Annotated in this window: 20 protein-coding genes and 1 tRNA gene; 14 read left to right on the top strand and 7 right to left on the bottom strand. The window is 61.9% G+C overall.

Annotation, left to right across the window (positions count from 1 at the left end):
- The first annotated feature begins 173 nt into the window (after positions 1 to 173).
- The 4 genes from KZJ38_RS00850 to KZJ38_RS00835 all read left to right on the top strand — a co-directional run bounded on the left by KZJ38_RS00850 (position 174) and on the right by KZJ38_RS00835 (position 3,710).
- Positions 174 to 692: an RNA polymerase sigma factor gene (locus tag KZJ38_RS00850; RefSeq protein ID WP_219798357.1), complete on the top strand. Its 519-nt coding sequence runs from the start codon at positions 174 to 176 to the stop codon at positions 690 to 692.
- On the top strand, positions 689 to 1,528 hold the full coding sequence (locus KZJ38_RS00845; RefSeq protein ID WP_219798356.1) for an anti-sigma factor family protein: 840 nt from the start codon (positions 689 to 691) through the stop codon (positions 1,526 to 1,528). Before KZJ38_RS00850 ends, KZJ38_RS00845 begins: the two co-directional genes overlap by 4 nt.
- A 275-nt stretch (positions 1,529 to 1,803) precedes the next feature.
- A complete protein-coding gene (locus KZJ38_RS00840; RefSeq protein WP_246641594.1) occupies positions 1,804 to 2,547 on the top strand; it encodes an SDR family oxidoreductase in 744 nt (247 codons plus the stop codon).
- A 143-nt stretch (positions 2,548 to 2,690) separates the two neighbouring features.
- On the top strand, positions 2,691 to 3,710 hold the full coding sequence (locus tag KZJ38_RS00835; RefSeq protein ID WP_219798355.1) for an aldo/keto reductase: 1,020 nt from the start codon (positions 2,691 to 2,693) through the stop codon (positions 3,708 to 3,710).
- A 60-nt stretch (positions 3,711 to 3,770) separates the two neighbouring features.
- Here the strand turns inward: KZJ38_RS00835 and KZJ38_RS00830 are convergent, their stop codons facing one another.
- Complete coding sequence (locus KZJ38_RS00830) at positions 3,771 to 4,169, bottom strand: lysozyme inhibitor LprI family protein (protein WP_219798354.1); 399 nt, start codon at positions 4,167 to 4,169, stop codon at positions 3,771 to 3,773.
- A gap of 172 nt (positions 4,170 to 4,341) precedes the next feature.
- Here KZJ38_RS00830 and KZJ38_RS00825 point away from each other — a divergent pair, with 172 nt between their 5' ends.
- Both KZJ38_RS00825 and KZJ38_RS00820 read left to right on the top strand, forming a co-directional pair.
- Complete coding sequence (locus tag KZJ38_RS00825) at positions 4,342 to 6,159, top strand: hypothetical protein (protein WP_219798353.1); 1,818 nt, start codon at positions 4,342 to 4,344, stop codon at positions 6,157 to 6,159.
- 11 nt (positions 6,160 to 6,170) lie between these two features.
- Positions 6,171 to 6,650, top strand: a complete 480-nt coding sequence (locus KZJ38_RS00820; protein WP_219798352.1) for a hypothetical protein — start codon at positions 6,171 to 6,173, stop codon at positions 6,648 to 6,650.
- 126 nt (positions 6,651 to 6,776) lie between these two features.
- Here KZJ38_RS00820 and KZJ38_RS00815 read toward each other — a convergent pair.
- Positions 6,777 to 6,852: transfer RNA gene (locus KZJ38_RS00815), tRNA-Lys, on the bottom strand.
- A gap of 234 nt (positions 6,853 to 7,086) precedes the next feature.
- Between KZJ38_RS00815 and KZJ38_RS00810 the strand changes: the two genes are divergently transcribed.
- Both KZJ38_RS00810 and KZJ38_RS00805 read left to right on the top strand, forming a co-directional pair.
- On the top strand, positions 7,087 to 7,491 hold the full coding sequence (locus KZJ38_RS00810; RefSeq protein ID WP_219798351.1) for a PaaI family thioesterase: 405 nt from the start codon (positions 7,087 to 7,089) through the stop codon (positions 7,489 to 7,491).
- 28 nt (positions 7,492 to 7,519) lie between these two features.
- Positions 7,520 to 8,401: a patatin-like phospholipase family protein gene (locus KZJ38_RS00805; RefSeq protein ID WP_219798350.1), complete on the top strand. Its 882-nt coding sequence runs from the start codon at positions 7,520 to 7,522 to the stop codon at positions 8,399 to 8,401.
- Between the two features lie 6 nt (positions 8,402 to 8,407).
- Here the strand turns inward: KZJ38_RS00805 and KZJ38_RS00800 are convergent, their stop codons facing one another.
- Positions 8,408 to 9,421: a D-2-hydroxyacid dehydrogenase family protein gene (locus KZJ38_RS00800; RefSeq protein WP_219798349.1), complete on the bottom strand. Its 1,014-nt coding sequence runs from the start codon at positions 9,419 to 9,421 to the stop codon at positions 8,408 to 8,410.
- A gap of 207 nt (positions 9,422 to 9,628) precedes the next feature.
- A complete protein-coding gene (locus tag KZJ38_RS00795; protein WP_219798348.1) occupies positions 9,629 to 9,826 on the bottom strand; it encodes a hypothetical protein in 198 nt (65 codons plus the stop codon).
- Between the two features lie 126 nt (positions 9,827 to 9,952).
- Here KZJ38_RS00795 and KZJ38_RS00790 point away from each other — a divergent pair, with 126 nt between their 5' ends.
- Both KZJ38_RS00790 and KZJ38_RS00785 read left to right on the top strand, forming a co-directional pair.
- Positions 9,953 to 11,821, top strand: coding sequence for a phosphoenolpyruvate carboxykinase (GTP) (locus tag KZJ38_RS00790; RefSeq protein WP_219798347.1), 1,869 nt, complete (start codon positions 9,953 to 9,955; stop codon positions 11,819 to 11,821).
- A 366-nt stretch (positions 11,822 to 12,187) separates the two neighbouring features.
- The gene (locus tag KZJ38_RS00785; RefSeq protein ID WP_219798346.1) at positions 12,188 to 13,297 is read left to right on the top strand and encodes a LysR family transcriptional regulator; all 1,110 of its coding nucleotides are present in this window, start codon (positions 12,188 to 12,190) and stop codon (positions 13,295 to 13,297) included.
- Between the two features lie 182 nt (positions 13,298 to 13,479).
- Here KZJ38_RS00785 and KZJ38_RS00780 read toward each other — a convergent pair whose 3' ends face one another.
- The 3 genes from KZJ38_RS00780 to dprA form a co-directional block, all read right to left on the bottom strand.
- Positions 13,480 to 16,188 (bottom strand): DNA topoisomerase III, encoded by a 2,709-nt coding sequence (locus KZJ38_RS00780; RefSeq protein ID WP_219798345.1) that lies wholly within the window; start codon positions 16,186 to 16,188, stop codon positions 13,480 to 13,482.
- A 266-nt stretch (positions 16,189 to 16,454) separates the two neighbouring features.
- A complete protein-coding gene (locus KZJ38_RS00775; RefSeq protein ID WP_219798344.1) occupies positions 16,455 to 16,832 on the bottom strand; it encodes a thioredoxin family protein in 378 nt (125 codons plus the stop codon).
- Between the two features lie 59 nt (positions 16,833 to 16,891).
- Positions 16,892 to 18,136: a DNA-processing protein DprA gene (dprA, locus tag KZJ38_RS00770; RefSeq protein ID WP_219798343.1), complete on the bottom strand. Its 1,245-nt coding sequence runs from the start codon at positions 18,134 to 18,136 to the stop codon at positions 16,892 to 16,894.
- 294 nt (positions 18,137 to 18,430) lie between these two features.
- On the opposite strand from dprA, the gene def reads away from it, so the two are divergent.
- The 4 genes from def to htpX all read left to right on the top strand — a co-directional run bounded on the left by def (position 18,431) and on the right by htpX (position 21,816).
- Positions 18,431 to 18,934 carry a peptide deformylase gene (gene def, locus KZJ38_RS00765; RefSeq protein ID WP_219798342.1) on the top strand — a complete coding sequence of 168 codons (504 nt, stop codon included), beginning with the start codon at positions 18,431 to 18,433 and terminating at the stop codon, positions 18,932 to 18,934.
- A gap of 76 nt (positions 18,935 to 19,010) precedes the next feature.
- The gene (gene fmt, locus KZJ38_RS00760) at positions 19,011 to 19,982 is read left to right on the top strand and encodes a methionyl-tRNA formyltransferase (protein ID WP_219798341.1); all 972 of its coding nucleotides are present in this window, start codon (positions 19,011 to 19,013) and stop codon (positions 19,980 to 19,982) included.
- Between the two features lie 194 nt (positions 19,983 to 20,176).
- Positions 20,177 to 20,845 carry a LysE family translocator gene (locus KZJ38_RS00755; protein ID WP_219798340.1) on the top strand — a complete coding sequence of 223 codons (669 nt, stop codon included), beginning with the start codon at positions 20,177 to 20,179 and terminating at the stop codon, positions 20,843 to 20,845.
- A gap of 113 nt (positions 20,846 to 20,958) precedes the next feature.
- A complete protein-coding gene (gene htpX, locus KZJ38_RS00750) occupies positions 20,959 to 21,816 on the top strand; it encodes a zinc metalloprotease HtpX (RefSeq protein ID WP_219798339.1) in 858 nt (285 codons plus the stop codon).
- Positions 21,817 to 22,063: the final 247 nt, after the last annotated feature.

The raw sequence follows: 22,063 nt of genomic DNA, 5'->3' as shown, positions 1-22,063 counted from the left end.
GGCCCTTGCGAGCCGTTTATGTCCATCGTCCGCCCCAATCTCTGGCACGAATCCTTCCCTTTTACGAAAATTACATCGTCGCGGGAATAGAATCGCTTGAATATTGTTCGCAGTGGTAGAACCGTCGTGCGCCTGGCAGGTGCGCGGCCCGCGATTCCTGACGGGTATAAACAATGGACATCCGTGACGAGCTGATGGAACACGTACCGCGTCTGCGCCGCTATGCGCGGGCGTTGGTCAACAACCGGGATTTTTCGGACGACCTCGTCCAGGACACGCTCGAACGCGCGCTGTCGCGGACCGAGAAGTTCAAGGAAGGCAGCGACCTGCGCGCATGGCTCTTCACGATCATGCACAACGTGTTTATCAACCAGGTTCGCAAGGCGTCGACCAAGGCTGTGCACGTGTCGGTCGATGACGAAAGCGTGGTCGAAAGCGAGTTTGCGGTGTCGGCCAACCAGACGCAGTCCCTCGAGGTGCGTGACCTCGACTATGCGCTGCAGCGTTTGCCGGCGGACCAGCGCGAAGTCGTGCTGCTGGTCGGTCTGGAGGAGATGAGTTATACGGAGGTCGCGCTTGCGCTGGACATTCCGATCGGTACCGTGATGTCGCGCTTGTCGCGCGGCCGCGAGCGGCTCAGGGCGTTGATGGCGGGCGCACAGCCCGGCGCGAAATTACAGGTGGTGCGATGAGCGAACAACAAACTCCGATCAGCGAAGAGGATCTCCACGCCTACGTGGACGGCGCGCTGTCCGAAGAGCGCCGCGACCAGGTGGAACGTGCGCTCGAGCAGAATCCGGCGCTCGCGTCGAAGGTTAGCGATTACTTCTCGCTGAACAGCATGTTCCACGATCGTTATGACCGCGTGCTCAACGAGCCGGTACCGGCGCGTCTGCGTCCGCGCAAGACGCGCAACTGGCGCGACGCGATGAACTGGCCGCAATTCGCCGGCATGGCGGCGGCGCTCGTGCTGGGCGTCGGGATCGGCGTTGGTACGAATATGGGACGGAGCGTTCCCGGCGGCGGCTGGATGGGGATGGGCGCGTCGACCTCGGATACGCGGCCGGTCAGCGCGGACAGCACGGAAATGTTCGCGCGCAAGGTGGCGGTGGCGCATGTCGTGTACATGCCCGCGGTGACGCGGCCGTCGGAGATGATGGGTCAAAACCACGAGGAAGACTTCGTCCAGATCCTCGCGAGCCGGCTCGGTACCGACGTGCATCCGCCGATGTTGACGAAAAGCGGCTTCCAGCTCGACGGCGGCCGCATGCTGCCGGGTAAGGACGGCCCGATGGCGCAGTTTATGTACCGCAATGCGCAGGGCGAGCGCGTGACGCTCGTCATCTCGCATCGGAATACGAGCTCGAATACGACCGCGTTCAAGCTGTATCAGGACGGCCCCGTGAATGTGTTTTATTGGGTGGACGGCAATTTCGGATATGCCGTGTCGGGTGGGCTCGATCGCAATGTGATGCTGCAGCTTGCGCATGATGTTTATGCGCAATTGACGGGATCGACGGCGGGTTAAATACGCAGGCTGTATGTAATTCGAGAGATTGCCTGCTTGTCGATGTAAGGCCGATTGGCGTGAGCCGGTCGGCCTTTTTCGTTCTAGTTACTCGCCATTCATCGACATGAACGCGTGCCGATCAAAAAGAAATTATCGGGCGAACAATATCAGCTGCGCGTCGAAAAACGGGTAATAGCTTATTGCGAAAAAAAGAAAATATTCTCCGGGTACACTCGCGAGCCTCTCGCTTTATCTGATTAAGCGTTCTTCCATAACACACTCACGGATTAGCCATGAAGACCACTCAAGGTATGGATATCTCTCTGCAGAATAGCCGCGTCGTCGTGGCCGGCGGCACGTCGGGCGTTGGCCTGGCGGTGGCGCAGGCGGCGGCGCGCGCCGGCGCGGAAGTGACGATTGCATCGAGCAACCTGCGGCGCGTGCAGGATGCGCTCGAACTGCTGCCGAAGGGCACGCGCGGCGAAGCCGTCGACTTCACCGACGAAACACGCGTCAAGGCATTCTTCGAGCGCGTCGGCGCGTTCGACCATCTCGTCTATACGGCAGGCGAGTCGCTGTTTCTGCAGACACTCGCGGAATTGAGTATCGAGGAAGCGCGTAAGGCATTCGACGTGCGCTACTGGGGCGCAGTGACCACCGTCAAATACGCGGCACCCTATTTGCGTACGGGCGGCTCGATTACGCTGACGAGCGGCGTGGCGTCGTCGCGGCCGTTATCGACGTGGGCGATTCCGTCGAGCATTCTGGGCGCGATGGAGTCGCTGACGCGCGCGCTCGCCGTCGAGCTCGCGCCGCTGCGCGTGAACGCGGTGAAACCTGGCGTGTTGCGCACGAACCTGTGGAGCAACATGACCGAGGACGACCGCAACAGCCTGTACGAAGACGTGGGGAACAAGCTGCTGGTGGAGCGGGTCGGTGAAGCGAGCGAGGCCGCCAAAGCGTATCTGTATCTGATGCAGCAGGGATATAGCACGGGGCAGGTCATCATCGTCGACGGCGGACATATGCTTGTTTAGTGCGGGGTAAGCGCCAGCGCGTGCTCCAGCGTGCTGATAGCATCAGACCTTCAGCGACCGGTCCATGTCGGATCCCGTCTTGGACGGCCTCAACCCGGCGTCCTACGCTGCGTGTCAACGACCTTTACCGATTGGAGCAAACGATGAGCATCAAGGACAAACTGCCGGCCGGAACGAAGCTTGGTTTTGGCACCGCGCCGCTTGGCAACATGTTTCGTGCGATTCCTGAAGAGGAGGCGGCCGCGACTGTCGATGCGGCATGGCAGCACGGCATCCGCTACTTCGATACCGCGCCGTTCTATGGCGCGGGGCTCGCCGAGATCCGCCTTGGCGATATTCTCGCGAAGCATAAGCGCAGCGAGTATGTGCTGAGCTCGAAGGTGGGCCGCGTGATTCTCGATGAAATCGAAGACGTCAACGCGCGCGATCAGGGCGAAAAGGGCGGCGTGTTCGCGCATGGGCGTCCGAACAAGATCGTCAACGACTATACGGCCGACGGCACGATGCGTTCGATCGAAGATAGTCTGAAGCGGCTCAAGACCGATCACATCGAGATCGTGTGGGTGCACGACATCGCGCAGGATTTTTACGGCGACGAGTGGCTGTCGGTTTTCGAAACGGCGCGCAAGGGCGCGTTCCGTACGCTCACAAAGTTGCGCGAGGAAGGCGTGATCAAGGCGTGGGGCATCGGCGTGAATCGCGTCGAGCCGTGCGAGCTTGCGCTCGATCTGAGCGAAACGAAGCCCGATGGTTTTCTGCTCGCCGGGCGTTATACGCTGCTTGATCACGAGCGTGCGTTGCAGCGGTTAATGTCGTCCGCGGTGAAGCATGGCGCGGAGATCGTGGTCGGCGGTCCGTATAGCTCGGGCATTCTCGCGGGTGGCGCCCACTTCGAATATCAGAAGGCGTCGCCGGAAATTATCGCGAAGGTCGAGAAGATCAAGGCGCTTGCGAAACGTCATGGCGTTAGCGTGAAGGCGGCCGCGGTGCAGTTTGCGCTGGCGAATCCCGCGGTGGCCGCGGTGATTCCGGGTGCGAGCAAGCCCGAGCGGATTGCCGAAGATCAGGCCGCCGTGAATGAAGTCATTCCGGCGGATTTCTGGCGTGAAATGCGGCAGGAGAAGCTGGTGGCGGCGAATGCGCCGTTGCCGATTGATCAGTAAAGCTTGATTGTTTGACCGGCGACTTTTGCGGACCGGCCTTACGGCTGGTCCGCTTCAGCTTCATTGTCCACCGCACGCGGTGTCGCCTTCCTGACAGTGCAACTGGCTATCGAGCAGTTTCGTCTGGGCCTTCGTGAGGTCGTCGAGACATGACGCGAGGACCATGCCGTGAACGCTGCCATCGCTCGAGCCCGACGAGTCGAACGCGCACTGCGCATCGCGCCATGCGATCCACGCACGCTGCGCTTTCTGCAGTTTGTCCTTACCCGGCTTGCTGACCTTCGCCTGCAAAGCGCGGAAGGTCTGGTTGAGCTTCGCGTCTGAAGCCTTGAGGCTGTTGTTCGCACATTGGGTTAGCGTGGCCTGGTCCGTTGCGTTCGCGCAATCGGGTTGCGCGGCGAAGGCAGTGTGGGCAGTGAGCAGCAACGTCACGACAACAGCAGAAGCCAGAGTACGCATGGTGGGTGTCCTTCTTGTTCATCACGGAAACAACGGGTGATGAACCTTACCCGCTTTTACATCGAGACGGGGCCATCTCAAACGCAGTTGAAATTCCGTTGCTTTACTGCGTCCGCATCTGGCGCGCGCTTGCAAATCCGGACATGAAGGGCGATTCGGAATTTTCCGATATTTGATAAAGCGGACGGCCATTAGCATTGCGCCCTTATTCTGTAAGGGTGAAAAGCAAATCGTGCGCAACAAAAAATATCAATACGGATCGCTAAAGATTCTTGGCATGGCACTCTGTACGGCATCTGTCGCGTTACTCGCGGCATGTGGCGGAGACGGAAGCACGGATCTTAAGAGCGGTGGCAGTGCCGGTAGCGAAAATTCGAATGGTAGTGGCGGCGGCGACGCGCAGGGCGGACAGCCAGGCGTTTCGGGCAAGGTGACGTACGACTATGTGCCGACTGCGTTGAGCGTGAATGCCGACGGAACACGCTCGGCACGTCTTGACTACGCGAAGACGGAAAAACGTCCGGTACGTCACGCGACCGTCGAAGCCGTTTCGGAAGATGGCCGATCGGTGCTCGGCACGGGTGTGACCGATGACGCCGGTGCGTACTCGATCAGTCTGCCGGCGAATGCACGGGTCTATATGCGCGTGATGTCGCAGGTTTCCGAAGGGCCTGCCGATGTGCCGGATTATTCAGTGCGTGTGCGGGACAATACTGAACTGGAGTTCCAGAAGTCGCCGGACTCCGCTCCGCTTTACGCGATGCGCGGCAGCGTTTTCGTGACGAAGGCAACCGGTACGCGGATAGACATGAACGCTGGTTCCGGATGGACCGGCAGCAGTTATGGCGCACGGCGCGCTGCCGCGCCTTTCGCCATACTCGATCAAATCGTTACCGCGGCTCAAAAGCTTCATCGCGCGGCGCCGGACGTGAAACTTCCGGCGCTCAACGTGTTCTGGAGCACCCGTAACCGACCCGCCGAGGGCGAGATTGGGAACGGGATGATCAGCACGAGTCATTACCAGCCGGCCGCCGCTCTTAACGGCCTCTACATTCTCGGCGCTCAGGACGTCGACACAGACGAGTATGACTCGAGCGTCATCGTTCACGAGTTCGGGCACTACGTCGAAGACAAGGTTTCACGCTCGGACACCATCGGCGGTAACCATTCCATCGGGGATAAGCTTGATATGCGGACCGCGTTCGCCGAGGCGTGGGGCAACGCATTTTCATCGATGATGCGTGATACGCCCGACTACACGGACACGCTGGGGCCTCAACAGGCTCGAGCCGGGGCCATCATGGACCTCAGCGAACTCGGCAACGGTGCGAGTGAAGCGTGGTTCGATGAATCCGCCCTCGGGCGTTTTCTGTATTCGCTCTACCTGTCGCCCGACATCGGCTTCGACCCCATCTATCGGGCGATGCTCGACGGCCAGAAGCGCACGCCGGCACTGACCAGTGTCTTCTCATTTGCAACCGCGCTGCGTGCAGGCTTGGGCGATGTGGGCAAGGCGACGCTCGATCAGTTGCTGACGCAGATCAAGGTGCAGGCTGGCCCTGAACTGGACGCGTGGGGCACGCATACGCGCGCCGAGGATCCGGCGAACGACAACCCGGCGGTGTTCCCGATTTATGTGCCGCTGACCGTAGGTGTAAGTGCAAGAGCGTGCTCGACGACGCAGTTTGGAGCGGGCAACAAACTCGGGAACTACAGTTATTTGCGTGTTGCGGTCCCGTCGGCTGGAAGATATGGAATCGCTGTCGCGCCTGAGGGTGGCGTGCACCCGAGCAGCTATGGGATGAACGTCTATCGTTTCGGTAAGTCAGTGCCCGAAATACCAGGCACAACCGACACAAACGACTTTGAATTCGATGCACCGGGCGACTACGTGGTCGTGGTTGCGCCGAGCGCGGCGACTCGCGCTGAGACCGAGCCCGTCTCGGCTCCCCAATGCGCCGCGTTGTCGATTCAAGCCCTCAATCAGTAAAGGAGCATCTGGTGAAACTGACTTCGCTTATGTTTGGCGCCGCCTTGGCGCTGTGTGTCCAGCATGCTTTGGCTGACACGGTTTCCAGCTTCGGCAAGAGTTATTCAGGCGTCGAGGTGCGCGCGCCGTCGTCCGTGCGAGGCGCGCCCGATGCACCCGTTGAAGTTCGGATCGACTACGTCGTGCCACGCTTTGGCGGCGACATCGACGTCTCCTACGCGACCGAAGGAAGTCTGACGCTAAAAAGTCCGGCACGCAGGCGACTGCTTCCCGATAGCAACGGTATTTCGCACGATACGGTTGTCATGAAGGCGGGCTCGGCGGGTGCCTCGTTTCTGAATGTATTTGTGAAGACGGGGCGTGGCAGCAATGCGGTCTCGATTCCCGTTACGGTCGGTTCTGCGACGCTCAAGCCTCAGGCATCGAGCAGCATTGCGACGCCGAACGGTCAGCGGGTAATTGAGATGCCCGCGCAGGAGACCATCCGCTAAGGCGTGTTGGACGTGCGGTGCGTTTGCGCGCACCGCACGACGCGTGCAGTGGCGATATCGACCCGCACCCAAGCCGCACAAAGCAAAAAGCCCGGCCAATAGACCGGGCTTTTTGCTTGAATTCACTGGTGGGGCGTGAGTGACTCGAACACTCGACCTACGGATTAAGAGTCCGCTGCTCTACCAACTGAGCTAACGCCCCAACGAAGAGCGAGATTATGCAGGAATTTTCTGCGCTTGCCTAGCCCTTACCGCGAACGAACACAAAAAAACCGCTAAGCGCAGCTTCATCGCGCTTCAAACCCACTACAAGCCCGCGCGAAGCGGCGTCAGCCCTTAAAAACGCGCGTCCAGAATCGTCCCGGTATCATTTGCCACTCGCTTTGCGCCGCGCGGCTTGCACTGCGTATCCCGAGGGCCCGACCAAGGACGAAAGATGGACGAAAGCGCCGTTCAGGAATTGCTCAACCGCGTGCTCGCGCCTTGGGTGCGCGCGCTCGGCCTCTCTCCGGTAAAGGCCGATGACGAAAGCGCAACGCTGCGCTTGCCGTTCTCCGGGGAATTGCGTCACAGCGGCGGCGTCATTTGCGGGCAGGTTTTCATGGCGGCCGCCGATACCGCGATGGTGGTTGCCATTTCAGCCGCGCTCGGCGGCTTCAAACCGATGACCACCGTGTCGCTCAACATCAGCTTCATGCGCGCAGTCCGCAAAGGCGATGTGCTCGTCACTGCGCGCGTGATTAAACTTGGCCGCAGCCTCGTGTTCGGTGAAGTCGAACTCGCCGACGAAGACGGCAAAATGGCGGTCCACGCAACGACGACCTACGCGTTGCTCGATTGATTCCACGCACAGCGCAATAACCCAACCGATGTTCGATCAAGTCGTATTCGCGGGCGGCGGCAATCGCTGCTGGTGGCAAGCCGGATTCTGGGACATCGTTCAACCCGAGCTGAACATCCGTCCGCGCGTGATCGCGGGCATTTCCGCGGGCGCCGCCACCGCGTGCATGCTGTACACGCGCGACGCCGACTGGGTCATGCGCTACTACGAACACGCGCTGCGCGATAACACGAAGAACGCCTATTGGGGCAATCTGCTGCGCGGCGAGTCGGTGTTCCCTCACTACCGCATCTATCGGCAGGCGCTGCTCGACATCTACGGCGAGAAATTCGGCAAGCTCGCGCATGCGCCGGAGATTCGCGTCGGCGTGTCGCATCTGCCGCGTTGGCTTGGCGCGCGTAGCGCTGTCGCAGCGGGACTCATCGCGTACAACATCGAGAAGTACGTGCGCAAGACGTTGCACCCGACGCTCGGTCAGACACTCGGCTTTCATCCGGAATTTGTGCGCGTGCAAGACTGCGCGACCGTCGAAGATCTGGCCGACCTGATTCTGCAATCGTCATGCACGCCGCCGTTCACGCCGGTTTTGCGGCGCAATGGGCGTCCGGTGCTCGACGGCGGCATGGTCGACAACGTGCCGGTCGGCGCGCTGGACGCGACGCCCGGCGATGTGCTCGTGATGGTCACGCGCCTGTATCCGCGGCCGCAAATGTTCGTCGTGCGGCACCGCAACCAGCGGGACAACCAGCGGCGCCTCTATGTGCAGCCGTCGCGCAAGGTGCCGATTTCGAGTTGGGATTACACGAGCCCGTCGCAGATGCAGCACGCGTACAACCTCGGGCGCGCGGATGGCGAGCAGTTCCTGCAACACATGCCGGACCTGCTCGACGCAGCCGCGCGCGATGGATAACGGCGCTTACTTGCGCCGCACGAGCTGCAACGCTTCCGGATTCGCGACACTCGACGTGTCGCCCTGATCGAACGCGAGAATGTTCTTGAAAGCCGCGCTGAAGTACAGCTCATAGCTCTCGCGTTCCACGTAGCCGATGTGCGGCGAGCAGATCACGTTCTCCATTCGCAGCAGGCTATAGCCCTGCAAAATGGGCTCGCTTTCATATACGTCGATCGCAACCATCCCCGGCCGGTTATGCGCCAGCGCGCTCAGGAGCGCGTTTTCTTCGAGCAGTTCGGAACGGCTCGTGTTGACGAGCAGCGACGTCGGCTTCATCCGCATCAAATCTTCCTGCTTGACGATGCCGCGCGTCTCGTCATGCAGACGCAGATGCAACGACAGCACGTCGCTTTGCTCGAAGAATGCTTCGCGGCTTTCCGCGACGTTGTAGCCATCGGCTTTGGCAGCCTCGAGCGTATGCTCGCGGCCCCAGATCAGCACGTTCATGCCGAACGCCTTGCCGTAACCGGCAACGAGGCGTCCGATCTTTCCATAGCCCCAGATACCGAGCGTCTGGCCGCGCAGCACCTGGCCCAGGCCGAAGTTCGGCGGCATCGCCGACGTCTTCAGGCCCGACTGCTGCCATGCACCCTGCTTCAGATTGGCGACGTACTGCGGAATGCGCCGCTGCGCCGCCATGATGAGCGCCCATGTCAGTTCAGCGGGCGCGATCGGCGAACCGACGCCTTCGAGCACCGCGATGCCGCGTTCCGTACACGCATCGAGATCGATATGGCTCGACGCCTTGCCGGTCTGGCTGATCATGCGCAGATGCGGCAGCTTGTCGAGCAGTTGCGAGTTGATGCGCGTGCGTTCGCGAATCAGCACAAGCGCATCGACTTCCGTAAGACGGCTGGCGAGTTGACCGAGCCCACGCACGGTGTTGTTGAAGACCTTGACATCGTGGTCGGCGAGCAATTGAAAGCAATCGAGTTTGCGGACGGCGTCCTGGTAATCGTCGAGGATGGCAATCTTCATGGCGAGAGTGTTTTGCGGCGCACCATCGGGGTGCGGAACGTAAACCGGCGCTTGCATGTCCCACATGTGCTGTAGGGAACATGCCGGGCTTGTTAGATGCTTTACCGTACAGAAGCCGCCCTTTGCAGAAACGTATCGCGCGCGTCGTTCATCGTGTACGCAAGTGAGCTACGAAAACGGTGTACGCAAATGCGATGCAAGTGGTGGCTAGATACGACGGAAAACATAACTGACCTCGTTTTTAACAGTTTGTTGCATGTCCGCGCAAGCCGCTTTACAACCCGTTTCATCGCGCCGGCGCGATAACGGATCGACGGTGGACCGCATGCGGCGCAACACGCTGATGGCCTTCGCGACCTGCGGGATCGCTCGCCGCGCATGACGCGCTGATGCGCTGGTTTTCATGCGTCGCCGATGCGTCGATCGCGCTCCGTTCGGTATTGCGGTATTGCGCCGTGTCGAACATGGCGGAATGCAGCGTCGCTGGGCTTGTACCGTTTTCAACTACTTTTCTAAAACGGAGACAGCTCGATGAATCATCCCGCGTTCAAGGCAGGCCAACCCAGCAACATCGACGTGCATGCGCCTGCATGGGTCAAGAATCGCAAACTGATCGAATGGGTGCAGCGCGTCGCCGCGCTGACGAAGCCCGCGCGCATCGAATGGTGCGACGGCTCGCAGCAGGAAAACGACCGGCTGTGCGCGCAGATGGTCGAAGCGGGCATGCTGCGCAAGCTCAATCCCGAGAAACGCCCGAACTCCTATCTCGCGTGCTCCGACCCGTCGGATGTCGCGCGTGTCGAAGATCGCACGTTTATCTGCTCGAAGCGTCGCGACGATGCGGGCCCGACCAACAACTGGATCGACCCCGGCGAGATGCGCACGACGCTGGACGGTCTGTTCGATGGCGCGATGCGCGGCCGCACGATGTACGTCGTGCCGTTTTCGATGGGACCGCTCGGGTCGCCGATCGCACACATCGGCGTCGAGCTCAGTGATAGCCCGTACGTGGTAACCAATATGCGCATCATGACGCGCATGGGGCGCAAGGTTCACGACGTGCTCGGCGAAGACGGCGACTTCGTGCCGTGCGTGCACTCGGTCGGCGCGCCGCTCGCCGATGGCGCGAAAGACGTGCGCTGGCCCTGCAACGATACGAAGTACATCGTGCATTTTCCCGAAGCACGCGAGATCTGGAGCTATGGCTCCGGTTACGGCGGCAACGCGTTGCTTGGCAAGAAATGTTTTGCATTGCGCATCGCTTCGACGATGGGCCGCGACGAAGGCTGGCTCGCCGAACACATGCTGATCCTCGGCGTCACGTCGCCGGAAGGCCGCAAGCATTACGTCGCGGCCGCGTTTCCGTCCGCGTGCGGCAAGACCAACTTCGCGATGCTGATTCCGCCTGAAGGCCTCGACGGCTGGAAGATCTCGACGATCGGCGACGACATCGCGTGGATCAAGCCGGGCAACGATGGACGTCTGTACGCGATCAACCCTGAAGCCGGCTATTTCGGCGTTGCGCCGGGCACGAGCGAGAAGACGAATTTCAATGCGATGGCGACGCTCAAGGAGAACGTGATTTTCACGAACGTCGCGCTGACCGACGACGGCGATGTCTGGTGGGAAGGCATGACCGACACGCCCCCCGCGCATCTGATCGATTGGCAAGGCAACGACTGGACACCTGAAATCGCAAAGGAAACCGGCCGCAAAGCCGCGCATCCGAATGCGCGATTTACCGCGCCCGCATCTCAGTGTCCGTCGGTCGATGCCGATTGGGAGAATCCTGCTGGCGTGCCGATCGACGCGTTCGTGTTCGGCGGTCGGCGTTCGACGACGGTGCCGCTCGTGACGGAAGCGCGTGACTGGGTCGAAGGCGTCTATATGGCCGCGACGATGGGCTCCGAAACGACGGCGGCCGCGGCGGGCAAGCAAGGCGTCGTGCGGCGCGATCCGTTCGCGATGCTGCCGTTCTGCGGCTACAACATGAGCGACTACTTCGGCCACTGGCTCAAAACCGGCGCGCGCCTCGCGAAGCTCAATACGCCGATGCCGAAGTTCTTCTGCGTGAACTGGTTCCGCAAGGGAGCGGACGGCAAGTTCGTCTGGCCGGGCTTCGGCGAAAACATGCGGGTGCTGCAGTGGATGGTGGGGCGCATCGAAGGCACGGCGGCCGGCGTCGAGCATGCGTTCGGCGTTTCGCCGCGTTATGAGGACATCGACTGGAGCGGCCTCGATTTCACCCGCGAGCAGTTCGACCAGGTCATCTCAGTCGACGACGCGGCGTGGAAAGCCGAGCTCGCGCTGCACTCGGACCTCTTTGACACGCTGCAACATGGGTTGCCGGCCGCATTGAAAGACACGCGTTCGGCGCTCGAGCGAAAATTTGCGGCATAGGGCATGACTGTTTTGGTGCATGACCCGTGACTTACGTCACCAAAGCAGACCCAAAAGCCGCCTTCGGGCGGCTTTTTTTCGTCTTTGCGAAATTTCTCTGTTTTCTTTGCGCTTTCGTGGAACAAAGCGACCGCTTTCGCTGTTCACGTGTATACAACCCGCTTCGATGCATCGCAGCACATTGTTTCGAGTTGCGGAACAATTGGTCACCCTGCATTCCGCTTACGAATAAGATGGTGCGAATTTTCATTAAAAATGGTCGAAGTTGGGCAACTTCTGCACGTTTTCCCTAGTCGTAGGAGAATTCCAAATGTGCTTCCGGCCTCACCTTCGGATGGAAGCGGCAACACAGCAGGAGAGTCGTCAATGGATCATTTGCAGTCGATGAGAGTATTCGTCAGAGTGGCGGATCTCGGCAGTTTCGCTCGCGCAGCCAGCGCGATGGATATTTCGAACGCAGTCGCCACCCGTCACGTCGCGGATCTCGAAGGCCGTCTAGGCACCCGGCTGCTCAACCGCACCACGCGCAGCCTGTCGCTGACCGAGTCCGGTCAGGTGTACCTGGAGCGCGCCCGCCAGATTCTGGACGAGCTCGAAGACGTCGAGCAGATGGTCGTCGCGCGTAACCACGAGCCGGTCGGCACACTCAGGATCGTCGCGCCGGTTGTATTCGGGCTGCATAACCTCGCGCCGGTGCTGCAAACCTACGCGGAACGGTACCCGAAGGTAATCCCGGACGTGACGCTGGTCGACCGCCAGGTCGATCTCGTCGAAGAAGGCTTCGATGTCGGCGTCGTGATCGCGCGCAATCTGCGCAGCGCGAGCATCGTGACGCGGCGCCTGACCACCGGCTGCATGACCGTCTGCGCGACGCCCGCGTATCTGGAAAAGCACGGCACGCCGACGCGCCCGGAGCAACTGCTCGAGCACCCGTGTCTGTCGCTGCCATCCGAGTACTGGGGCGACGAGCGCGTGTTCACGGGCCCGGACGGTGAAGTGCGTGTGCGCCCGACCAATGTGATCGTGGCGAACAACACGGAAATGCTGCGGCAGTTTGCGCTGCTGGGTATGGGCATCGCGATCCTGCCGAGCTACCTGATCGGCCGCGACACGACGCGCGGCAAGCTCGTGCGCCTGTTGAGCGACTACCGGCTGCCGCAGGTCGAGATCAATATCGCGTATCCGAGCCGCCGCCATCTGCCGGCCAAGGTGCGTACGTTTATCGACCACCTCGTCGAGCACTTCAGCCAGACGCCGAACAGCCTGCTCGGCGAGCAATGGATCAAGGACGGGCTCGAGCCGGTGCCGCTATCGTCGGCGATGCATGACGCCGGCGCGACGGTTGTAGCGCCGGAAGCGTTTGACGGTGCGGAGCCGTTGTCCGCGCTGCTCGACGGTGAGCTCGGTCCGAAGAAGCAGCCGCCGGGCGTACATCACCGCGCTCGCGGGGCATTGCCGTCGCGGTTGGTGCGGTAATCGAGCGCAAGCGGTGCCTGCTGGGTGCGACATGTTGACGCACCCAGCATGTGGGATTTTGTAGGGTAGTTGTATGAAAAAGCGCAGCCGGAATGAACGGGCTGCGCTTTTTTGTTGCGGTGCGATTGGGCGACGAATGAAGGTTTGTCGCTCGATGGTCGCCTGGGCCCGGCGACCTAAGCTTACGATCCGGTCTTCCGTGTCGTCGATTTCGCAGCCGGCTTCGTCGCGGTCTTCTTCGCTGGAGCCTTCTTGGCTGCAGCCGTCTTGAGCGCGGCGCCCTTCGCGGCGGTCTTTGCCGGCGGCTTCTCGGCCGTTGCGACTTCAGTGTCTCCGCCTTCGTCGTTTGCCGCGTCGGCACCACCGCCCGCAGCGGCCCTGGCGCTCGCCGACTTCGCCGCAGCCTTTGCCGACGGCTCCTTCGGCTCCTTAGGCTCCTTCTTCTCGAACTCGAAGCCGATCTTGCCGTCGCTCTGCTTGACGAGGAACGCCTTGAAATTGCGGCCCGTGCGCGACGACTTGAAGTTCGTCAGCAGATCGGTGCGGCCGCCTTCGAGGAGCTTCGCCATCTGTTCGCGCGCGATCTCCTGCTGCAGGATCACCTTGCCCGAGCGGAAGTCGCAGGTCTTCGGATTCGCGACCGAGTTCTCGCAGACGTAGCTCATGCCGTGCTCGTACACGCGCGCATGACACTTCGGACACGCGCCGACCGGTTCCTGCGTGGAGAAGTCCGGCGCTTCGCCGTCTTCGCCGCCCTGATCCTGGCCGAAGTCGAACTCGAGCTTGAAGTTCTTGATCTCGTCATCGAACGACAGCTTGAGAATGGCCGAGAACGGACGGCCCATCTTGCTGCGGAATCCTGACAGCGGTCCGATCTGCTTCTTCTGCAGCAGTTCTTCGACTTCCGGAATCTCGAACTGGCGGCCACCCGGAATCTTCGAGATCGAGAACTCGCACTTCGTGCAGGCAAAGCGCCGGTAGTTTTCCTTGACCTGGCCGCCGCAATGCGGGCACGGCGTCTCGAGTGTCGCGTAGTCGCCGGGGATCGTGTCCGAATCGTATTCCTTCGCACGCTTGACGATGGTCTGCGTCATGCGCGCGATTTCCTGCATGAACGCGTCGCGCTGCAGATTGCCGCGCTCCATCTGCGACAGCTTGTATTCCCATTCGCCGGTCAGCTCGGGCGCGGTCAGTTCCTTGACGTCGAGGCCGCGCAGCAAGGTCATGAGCTGGAACGCCTTCGCAGTCGGAATCAGCTCGCGGCCTTCGCGGACCAGATACTTTTCGCCGAGCAGACCTTCGATGATCGCGGCGCGCGTGGCCGGCGTGCCGAGGCCCTTCGCGGCCATCGCTTCGCGCAATTCGTCGTCTTCGACGAGCTTGCCCGCGCCTTCCATCGCCGACAGCAGCGTCGCTTCGTTGTAGCGCGCGGGCGGTTTCGTGACGAGTTGCTGGGCGGCGATCTTGTCCGTCTTCACCTTCTCGTCTTTCTGCACCGGGACGAGGTTGGCGTCTTCGCCGGACGTTTCCTTGCCGTAGACCTGCAGCCAGCCCGGTTCGACGAGCACCTTGCCTTCGGTCTTGAAATGATGGCCGACAACTTCCGTGATACGCGTCGTGACCTTGTATTCGGCGGCCGGGAAGAACACGGCGAGGAAGCGCTTGACGACGAGGTCGTACAGCTTCTGTTCGGGCTCCGACAGCGACTTCGGCGCTTGCAGCGTTGGGATGATGGCGAAGTGATCGCTGATCTTCGAGTTGTCGAAGATGCGCTTGTTCGGCTTCACCCAGCCCTTGTCGAGCACCTGCTTGGCGAACGGCAGATAGTTGTTGCTCTCCTTGAGCATGTCGAGCGTGCTTTTGACCGTCTCCAGATAGTCTTCGGGCAGTGCGCGCGCGTCGGTACGGGGGTAGGTCAGCACCTTGTGCCGTTCGTACAGTGCTTGCGCCAGCCCGAGCGTGTTTTTCGCGGAGAAGCCGAAGCGGCCGTTCGCCTCGCGTTGCAGGCTTGTCAAATCGAAGAGTGCGGGCGAAAGCTGCGTCGACGGCTTCGATTCTTCGCTGACCACGCCGATCTGGCCGCGGCATGCGGCGACGATCGTTTCAGCCGCCGGCAGGCTCCAGAGCCGCGAGTCGCGCTTTTCCGGATCGAATTCGTCGCGCTTGAACTTCGGGTCGAACCAGCGTCCTTCATAAAAGCCCGACGCGCAGACGAACTCCGCCTTCACTTCCCAGTAGTCGCGCGGCACGAAGCGACGAATTTTCTCTTCACGCTCGACGACGATCGACAGCGTAGGCGTTTGCACGCGTCCGACCGTAGTCAGGAAGAAGCCGCCGCCCTTGCTGTTGAACGCGGTCATCGCACGCGTGCCGTTGATGCCGACCAGCCAGTCCGCTTCCGAGCGGCAGCGCGCGGCGTCGGCGAGCGGTTGCATATCGTTGTCGCTGCGCAGATGCGCGAAGCCGTCGCGGATCGCTGCGGGCGTCATCGATTGCAGCCACAGGCGCTGCACGGGCTGCTTCGCTTTCGCGTACTGCGTGATCAGGCGGAAAATCAGCTCGCCTTCGCGCCCCGCGTCGCATGCGTTGATCAGGCGGTCGACGTCTTTGCGCTTGAGCAGCCGCGTGAGCACCTTGAGCCGCGATTCGCTTTTAACGATCGGATTCAGATCGAAATGCGGCGGGATGACGGGCAGGTGAGCGAAGCTCCACTTGCCTCGCTTCACTTCGTATTCTTCGGGCGCGGCGATCTCGACCAGGTGGCCGACCGCCGACGAAATGACGTAGTCGTCGTTTTCGAAATACTCGTCATGCTTGGTAAAACCGCCCAAAGCGCGCGCGATATCGTTCGCGACGGATGGCTTTTCGGCGATGATCAGTGCTTTGGACATGACTATTGTGAGTGAATGAATTCGGGTGCAACTTCAGCGCACGCTGTTTTTTGACGCTCGTTCGCTTTCTCGGTTACGTATCGGCGGTTGCGGGCCTGCTTGTGTACCTGCTTGTGTACCGATTAACGACCGCTTTATAGCACACGCCGACGCGGTGGCAACCAGAGCCTGAAAAAAGCGGCCCATCATAATTGCGTGCCCGGGCACTGGGCAAGCGTCGCACAAGCCGGTCCCGCGCCTTTCGCAATTCGCATGCCGCGCTGCGCTTACGCAGTGGCGAGCGCGGGCCTCAGCTTCGGCGCGCCGGTCACGCCCGGCAGCGCCGTCAGATCGACGAGCATCCGCTCGACGATGGCCGGTTGCGGCAACACGGTCCCGAAAAAGCGCGTCGTCACCGAGTCTTCGATCAGGATGGTCGGGAAATTCTCCACGTCGAGATCGTCGAAGCGGTCCGCATGCGTTTCGATGTCGATCCATGCGAAACAGATGTCGGGATGCCGGTCCGCGATCGCGTCGAAGGCCACCTGATAGTCCCGGCACGTGCCGCACCATTGCGCGCACAGACACGCAACGAACAATGTTTCGCGGTCGGTGACACGCTCTGCGATCCGGTCCGAGTCGGTGTCGAGGTTCAGCGCGGGCATGGGTATTCCTTGAGGCTCGTGTTTTCGTCAGTGATTTGGCGCGAATGTAGCATGGCGCGTTACCGGTCGTCGGCCTGGCTGAGGCTCGCGCGGACGTACCGCCCGCCTGGCAGCGCCGTCAGATGCCCCGACAGTTCCAGCCGCAGCAGTGCGCTTTGGAGCGCCGAATCGTCCATTTCGGTGCGCGCGGCGAGGATTTCAAGCGTGGTGGGCGCGTGACCGAGCGCATCGAGTAACCGTTGTGCGTCGGGCGGCAGCGGGGGACGTGGCGCAAGCGGTGGCGTCGCGGTGTCTTGCGCCAGCAGTGGTAACGGGAGGCTGGCCTGGCGGGGCTGCTTGACGGAGCCCGCTTTTGCCGGCCTGCTGGCGCGTTTGGCCGCGTCGACCGCTTCGGCCGGCGCCTGCGTCGTCGGCATACCCAGTTCCTCGAGCACGTCTTCCGGCGTCTCAACAAGCTTCGCGCCCTGTTTGATCATCCGGTGACAGCCGCGCGACAACGGCGCATGGATCGACCCGGGCAGCGCGAACACATCTCGCCCCATTTCGTTTGCCAGTCGTGCCGTAATCAGCGAACCGGACCGCATCGCGGCCTCCACGATCAGCACGCCGTTTACGAGCCCCGCAATCAGCCGGTTACGTTGCGGGAAATGCGCGGGGCGGGCCGGCGTGCCCAGCGGCCATTCAGACAAAATTGCGCCGTTTGCCGCGATTTCCCGTGTGAGCGGTTCGTGAGCGGGCGGATAAACGACATCCGCGCCCGTTCCGATCACGGCAACCGTACCGGTGCGGCCCGACAACGCACCGCGATGCGCGGCCGCGTCGATGCCGAGCGCAAGCCCGGACACGACGGTGAGGCCCGCATCCGAAAACGCGCGGGAAAAGCGCTTCGCGTCCTCGGCGCCTTGCGGCGTCGCGCTGCGGCTGCCGACGACGGCGACGCTGCGCGTATGCAGCAGCGCGAGTTGTCCCTTTACATATAGCAGCGGCGGCGGGTCGGGCATCGTCAGCAGCAAAGGCGGATAGGCTGGGTCGTCGAGCGCGAGCAGTGCGTTGCCGGGCACGTCGCGCCACGCAAGCACGGCATCCAGCTGCGCGGTGAAGTCCGCGCCGGGCGCGGCGAGCACGGCGCGCGCTGACGCTTCGTTTGTCACGCGCGCAAGCGACTCGAACGACTGCCCGAGTACCGCCTCGGGTAGGCCGAAGCTCGCGAGCAACGTGCGCAGCGCCGTGGGCTTCAGGCCCGGCGCCATCGTCAGCCGCAGCCAGGCCGCGATTTCGCGATCGGCTTTCACTATGGATTGCATTGAAACGTCAAACCTCCAGCGCGGCCACCGGGCGCGGTCGCCATGCTAAAATTTTCATGATCCGAAATAATTCGACGCAAACAAACGGTGACGCCGCGTTTTCGCGCATGAACCTGTCGATTCGGGCCCGCATTTCGGCTGTCGTTCGCTTGTCGTTTCGGCCCCTCGCTCGTTGAATCGAAAGGCTTCTGTCGCTATCTATCCTCTGCGCATGCCGGGAGGCTGACAAGCTAGCCAAACGGCCAATTGCGCGACTTCCGCGTCCGTGGCGGCGCTTCACTGAACCTGATGACCATGGCTTTACTGAACATCCTCAATTACCCGGACAAGCGCTTGCACAAGGTCGCGAAGCCCGTGGAGGTCGTGAACGACCGCATTCGCAAGCTGGTCGCCGACATGGCCGAAACAATGTACGCCGCGCCCGGCGTCGGCCTCGCGGCGACGCAAGTCGACGTGCATGAGCGCGTGATCGTGATCGACGTGTCGGATACGCACGACGAACTGCGCGTCTTCATCAACCCGGAAATCGTCTGGTCGAGCAACGAAAGGAAGATTTCCGAAGAAGGCTGCCTGTCGGTGCCCGGTATTTACGACACCGTCGAGCGCGCTGAGAAAGTGCGCGTGCGTGCGCTCAACGAAAAGGGCGAAACGTACGAAGTCGACTGCGAGGATCTGCTCGCGGTCTGCATCCAGCACGAGATGGATCACCTGATGGGACGCGTGTTCGTCGAGTATCTGTCGCCGCTCAAGCAGACGCGCATCAAGTCGAAGATGAAGAAGCTCGCGCACGCGATGTAACGCGCGTGCCTGGTTCGATCGTTTCGACTTTGCCGTTTCGCTTGCTTCGCGCAGTTTCGTCAGGACCCTTTCGCTCATGAGCCATTCGTTGCGCGTTATTTTTGCCGGCACGCCCGAGTTCGCGGCTGCGGCGCTGGCTGCGATCCACGAGGCCGGCTTTGCTGTGCCGCTCGTGTTGACGCAGCCGGACCGGCCTGCCGGGCGCGGCATGAAACTGCAGGCGAGTCCGGTGAAGCGCTATGCGCAGGAGCACGGTCTCGCGGTGGCGCAGCCGCCGTCGCTGCGCCGTAACGGCAAGTTTCCCGCCGAAGCGGCGGCCGCGATCGATCTGCTGCGCGAGACGCCGCACGATGTCATGGTGGTGGCCGCATACGGGCTTTTGCTGCCGCAGGAAGTGCTGGACATCCCGCCGCACGGCTGCATCAACATTCACGCTTCGCTATTGCCGCGCTGGCGCGGCGCCGCACCGATTCATCGCGCGATCGAAGCCGGCGACACGGAAACCGGCATCACGCTGATGCAGATGGACGCGGGCCTCGACACCGGCGCGATGATCGCCGAAGCGCGCACCGCGATTCGCGACGACGACACCACCGCGACGCTGCACGACAAGCTCGCCGACGCGGGCGCGCAATTGATCGTCGAAGCGCTCGTCAAGCTCGAGCGCGATGGCAAGTTGCCGGCGACGCCGCAGCCCGAAGACGGCACCACCTACGCCGAAAAAATCGGCAAGCAGGAAGCCGCACTCGACTGGCGGCGCACCGCTGCCGAGCTCGCGCGGCAAGTGCGCGCGTTCGATCCATTCCCCGGCGGCGCGGCGACACTCGACGGCGCGCAACTCAAGATCTGGTCTGCCACGGCGGTGCCTTCCCCGCGCGCTGGCGAGCAGCCGGGCACGATCATCGACGTCTCGCCGGACGGCGTTGTCGTCGCATGCGGTGACGGTGCTTTGCGCGTCACGCAACTGCAGAAGCCGGGCGGCAAACGGTTACCGGCCCGCGAATTCCTGACGGGTTCCACGCTCGCCGTCGGCCAGCGCTTCGAGTAGCGGGGCGAGGCCGGCGAATCGGGGCAACGCGAATTTGGCCAACGCGAACCGGGCCAACGCGAACCGGGCCAACGCGAATTTGGCCAACCCTAACAGGCGGCGACGAGCGCCGCCATCGTCCGTTTGGCCGACTCGCGCGGCGCGATTGCCGCGCGTTAGAATCGTCGACGCAACGTGCAATTTTCGAGGCTTTCATGTTCGGCATTACCCACTTCGGATTCTTCCTTGTTGCCGTATTCCTGCTGAATGTCACGCCGGGTCCCGACACGGCGTACATCGTCGGCCGCAGTGTCGCGCAGGGTCGCGCGGCGGGGCTGATGTCGGCACTGGGTATTTCGGCTGGTTGCTGCGTGCATGCGCTTGCGTGTGCATTTGGCCTGACGGCGGTGCTCGCCGCATCGGCCACTGCGTTCACGGTGATCAAGTTCATCGGCGCGATCTATCTGATTTATCTCGGCGTGCGGCTGATCTTCGCGAAGCATTCAGCGGCCGAACCGGCAGCGGGCGCGGCAGCGGATGCCGCCGGCACGCAGCGCACCTCAGCCGTTGCGGAAAAATCGATGCGCCAGCTGTTCCTGCAAGGCTTCATGACCAACGTGCTGAACCCGAAAGTCGTGCTGTTCTTCGTGTCGTTCTTTCCGCAGTTCGTCAGCGCCGGCACCGATCAGAAAGCCCTCGCATTTCTCGCGCTCGGCGTCGTCTTCGTGCTGATGAGCACGGTGTGGAACAGCTTTGTCGCGTGGGTGGCCGGCAGCGTCACGCGCCGCTTTTCCGGCAAGCCGGGCGTTAAGAAGTGGCTCGACCGTGTTGTCGGCAGCGCATTTGTCGGACTTGGCGTGAAGCTCGCCACGGCGTCGCGCTGATTGAATTTTTCCGGTATGCCCAAATCTAACAGTTCGCTTACAATCATTCGCCGTTATTGACGGCATGAAATGGGTCTCGCAAAGGCCCGCGTTCCGGGCAAGGAGTACTGGATATGTTCAACTGGGTTAAAACCGCGATGTTGATGGCTGCGATCACGGCGCTCTTCATCGTGATCGGGGGCATGATCGGCGGGCAGCGCGGCATGTTTATCGCGCTGCTGTTCGCGCTCGGCATGAACTTCTTTTCGTATTGGTTCTCGGACAAGATGGTTCTGCGCATGTACAACGCGCAGGAAGTCGACGAAACCACCGCGCCGCAGTTCTATCGCATGGTGCGCGAGCTTGCCACGCGCGCGAGCCTGCCGATGCCGCGCGTCTACCTGATCGACGAAGACCAGCCGAACGCGTTCGCCACGGGCCGCAATCCCGAGCACGCGGCGGTCGCGGCAACCACCGGCATTCTGCGCGCGCTGTCGGAGCGCGAAATGCGCGGCGTGATGGCGCACGAACTGGCGCACGTGAAGCATCGCGACATCCTGATCTCGACCATCTCGGCAACCATGGCAGGCGCGATTTCCGCTTTGGCGAACTTCGCGATGTTCTTTGGCGGCCGTGACGAAAATGGCCGTCCGTCGAATCCGATCGCGAGCATCGCTGTCGCGCTGCTCGCGCCGATCGCCGGCGCGTTGATCCAGATGGCCATCTCGCGCGCACGGGAATTCGAAGCGGATCGCGGCGGCGCGCAGATTTCGGGCGACCCGCAAGCGCTCGCGGCAGCGCTCGACAAGATCCATCGTTACGCGAGCGGCATTCCGTTTCCCACTGCGGAAGCGCATCCGTCCACGGCGCAGATGATGATCATGAATCCGCTGTCCGGTGGCGGCATCGCGAATCTGTTCTCGACACACCCGTCGACCGAAGAGCGCATCGCGCGCCTGATGGAGATGGCGCGCACGGGCCGCTTCGACTGATAGCGTCCGCGCAGAATCGGAACTAGCGTGCCGCGAAGCGCGTCAGCCCTGCTGTAACCGCTGTCGATGCCGATGCCGATGCCGATGCCGATGCTGCTGCTGATACTGATACCGATGTGAATAAGATCGGGCGAGCCCCACCAAAGGCTCGCCCGATTTGCATTCCGCTTCCACATTCCGCTTTCGCACTCAGCCCGCTTTAGTCCGTCGTTGGCCCGCCGTTAACCCCGTGAACACAACGCAAGCC

The organism is Paraburkholderia edwinii (assembly GCF_019428685.1).
GTDB lineage: Bacteria > Pseudomonadota > Gammaproteobacteria > Burkholderiales > Burkholderiaceae > Paraburkholderia > Paraburkholderia edwinii.
Note: the sequence above shows the minus strand (reverse complement) of the source record. Positions and strands in the feature narration are given on the sequence as shown.

Coding starts and splice junctions, on each gene's coding strand:
- KZJ38_RS00800 (WP_219798349.1), bottom strand. CDS start 9,421: ATGAAGATTGCCATCCTCGACGATTACCAGGACGCCGTCCGCAAACTC.
- dprA (WP_219798343.1), bottom strand. CDS start 18,136: ATGCAATCCATAGTGAAAGCCGATCGCGAAATCGCGGCCTGGCTGCGG.
- htpX (WP_219798339.1), top strand. CDS start 20,959: ATGTTCAACTGGGTTAAAACCGCGATGTTGATGGCTGCGATCACGGCG.
- KZJ38_RS00830 (WP_219798354.1), bottom strand. CDS start 4,169: ATGCGTACTCTGGCTTCTGCTGTTGTCGTGACGTTGCTGCTCACTGCC.
- KZJ38_RS00790 (WP_219798347.1), top strand. CDS start 9,953: ATGAATCATCCCGCGTTCAAGGCAGGCCAACCCAGCAACATCGACGTG.
- KZJ38_RS00805 (WP_219798350.1), top strand. CDS start 7,520: ATGTTCGATCAAGTCGTATTCGCGGGCGGCGGCAATCGCTGCTGGTGG.
- KZJ38_RS00850 (WP_219798357.1), top strand. CDS start 174: ATGGACATCCGTGACGAGCTGATGGAACACGTACCGCGTCTGCGCCGC.
- fmt (WP_219798341.1), top strand. CDS start 19,011: ATGAGCCATTCGTTGCGCGTTATTTTTGCCGGCACGCCCGAGTTCGCG.
- KZJ38_RS00775 (WP_219798344.1), bottom strand. CDS start 16,832: ATGCCCGCGCTGAACCTCGACACCGACTCGGACCGGATCGCAGAGCGT.
- KZJ38_RS00810 (WP_219798351.1), top strand. CDS start 7,087: ATGGACGAAAGCGCCGTTCAGGAATTGCTCAACCGCGTGCTCGCGCCT.
- def (WP_219798342.1), top strand. CDS start 18,431: ATGGCTTTACTGAACATCCTCAATTACCCGGACAAGCGCTTGCACAAG.
- KZJ38_RS00755 (WP_219798340.1), top strand. CDS start 20,177: ATGTTCGGCATTACCCACTTCGGATTCTTCCTTGTTGCCGTATTCCTG.
- KZJ38_RS00835 (WP_219798355.1), top strand. CDS start 2,691: ATGAGCATCAAGGACAAACTGCCGGCCGGAACGAAGCTTGGTTTTGGC.
- KZJ38_RS00785 (WP_219798346.1), top strand. CDS start 12,188: ATGGATCATTTGCAGTCGATGAGAGTATTCGTCAGAGTGGCGGATCTC.
- KZJ38_RS00845 (WP_219798356.1), top strand. CDS start 689: ATGAGCGAACAACAAACTCCGATCAGCGAAGAGGATCTCCACGCCTAC.
- KZJ38_RS00795 (WP_219798348.1), bottom strand. CDS start 9,826: ATGAAAACCAGCGCATCAGCGCGTCATGCGCGGCGAGCGATCCCGCAG.
- KZJ38_RS00840 (WP_246641594.1), top strand. CDS start 1,804: ATGAAGACCACTCAAGGTATGGATATCTCTCTGCAGAATAGCCGCGTC.
- KZJ38_RS00780 (WP_219798345.1), bottom strand. CDS start 16,188: ATGTCCAAAGCACTGATCATCGCCGAAAAGCCATCCGTCGCGAACGAT.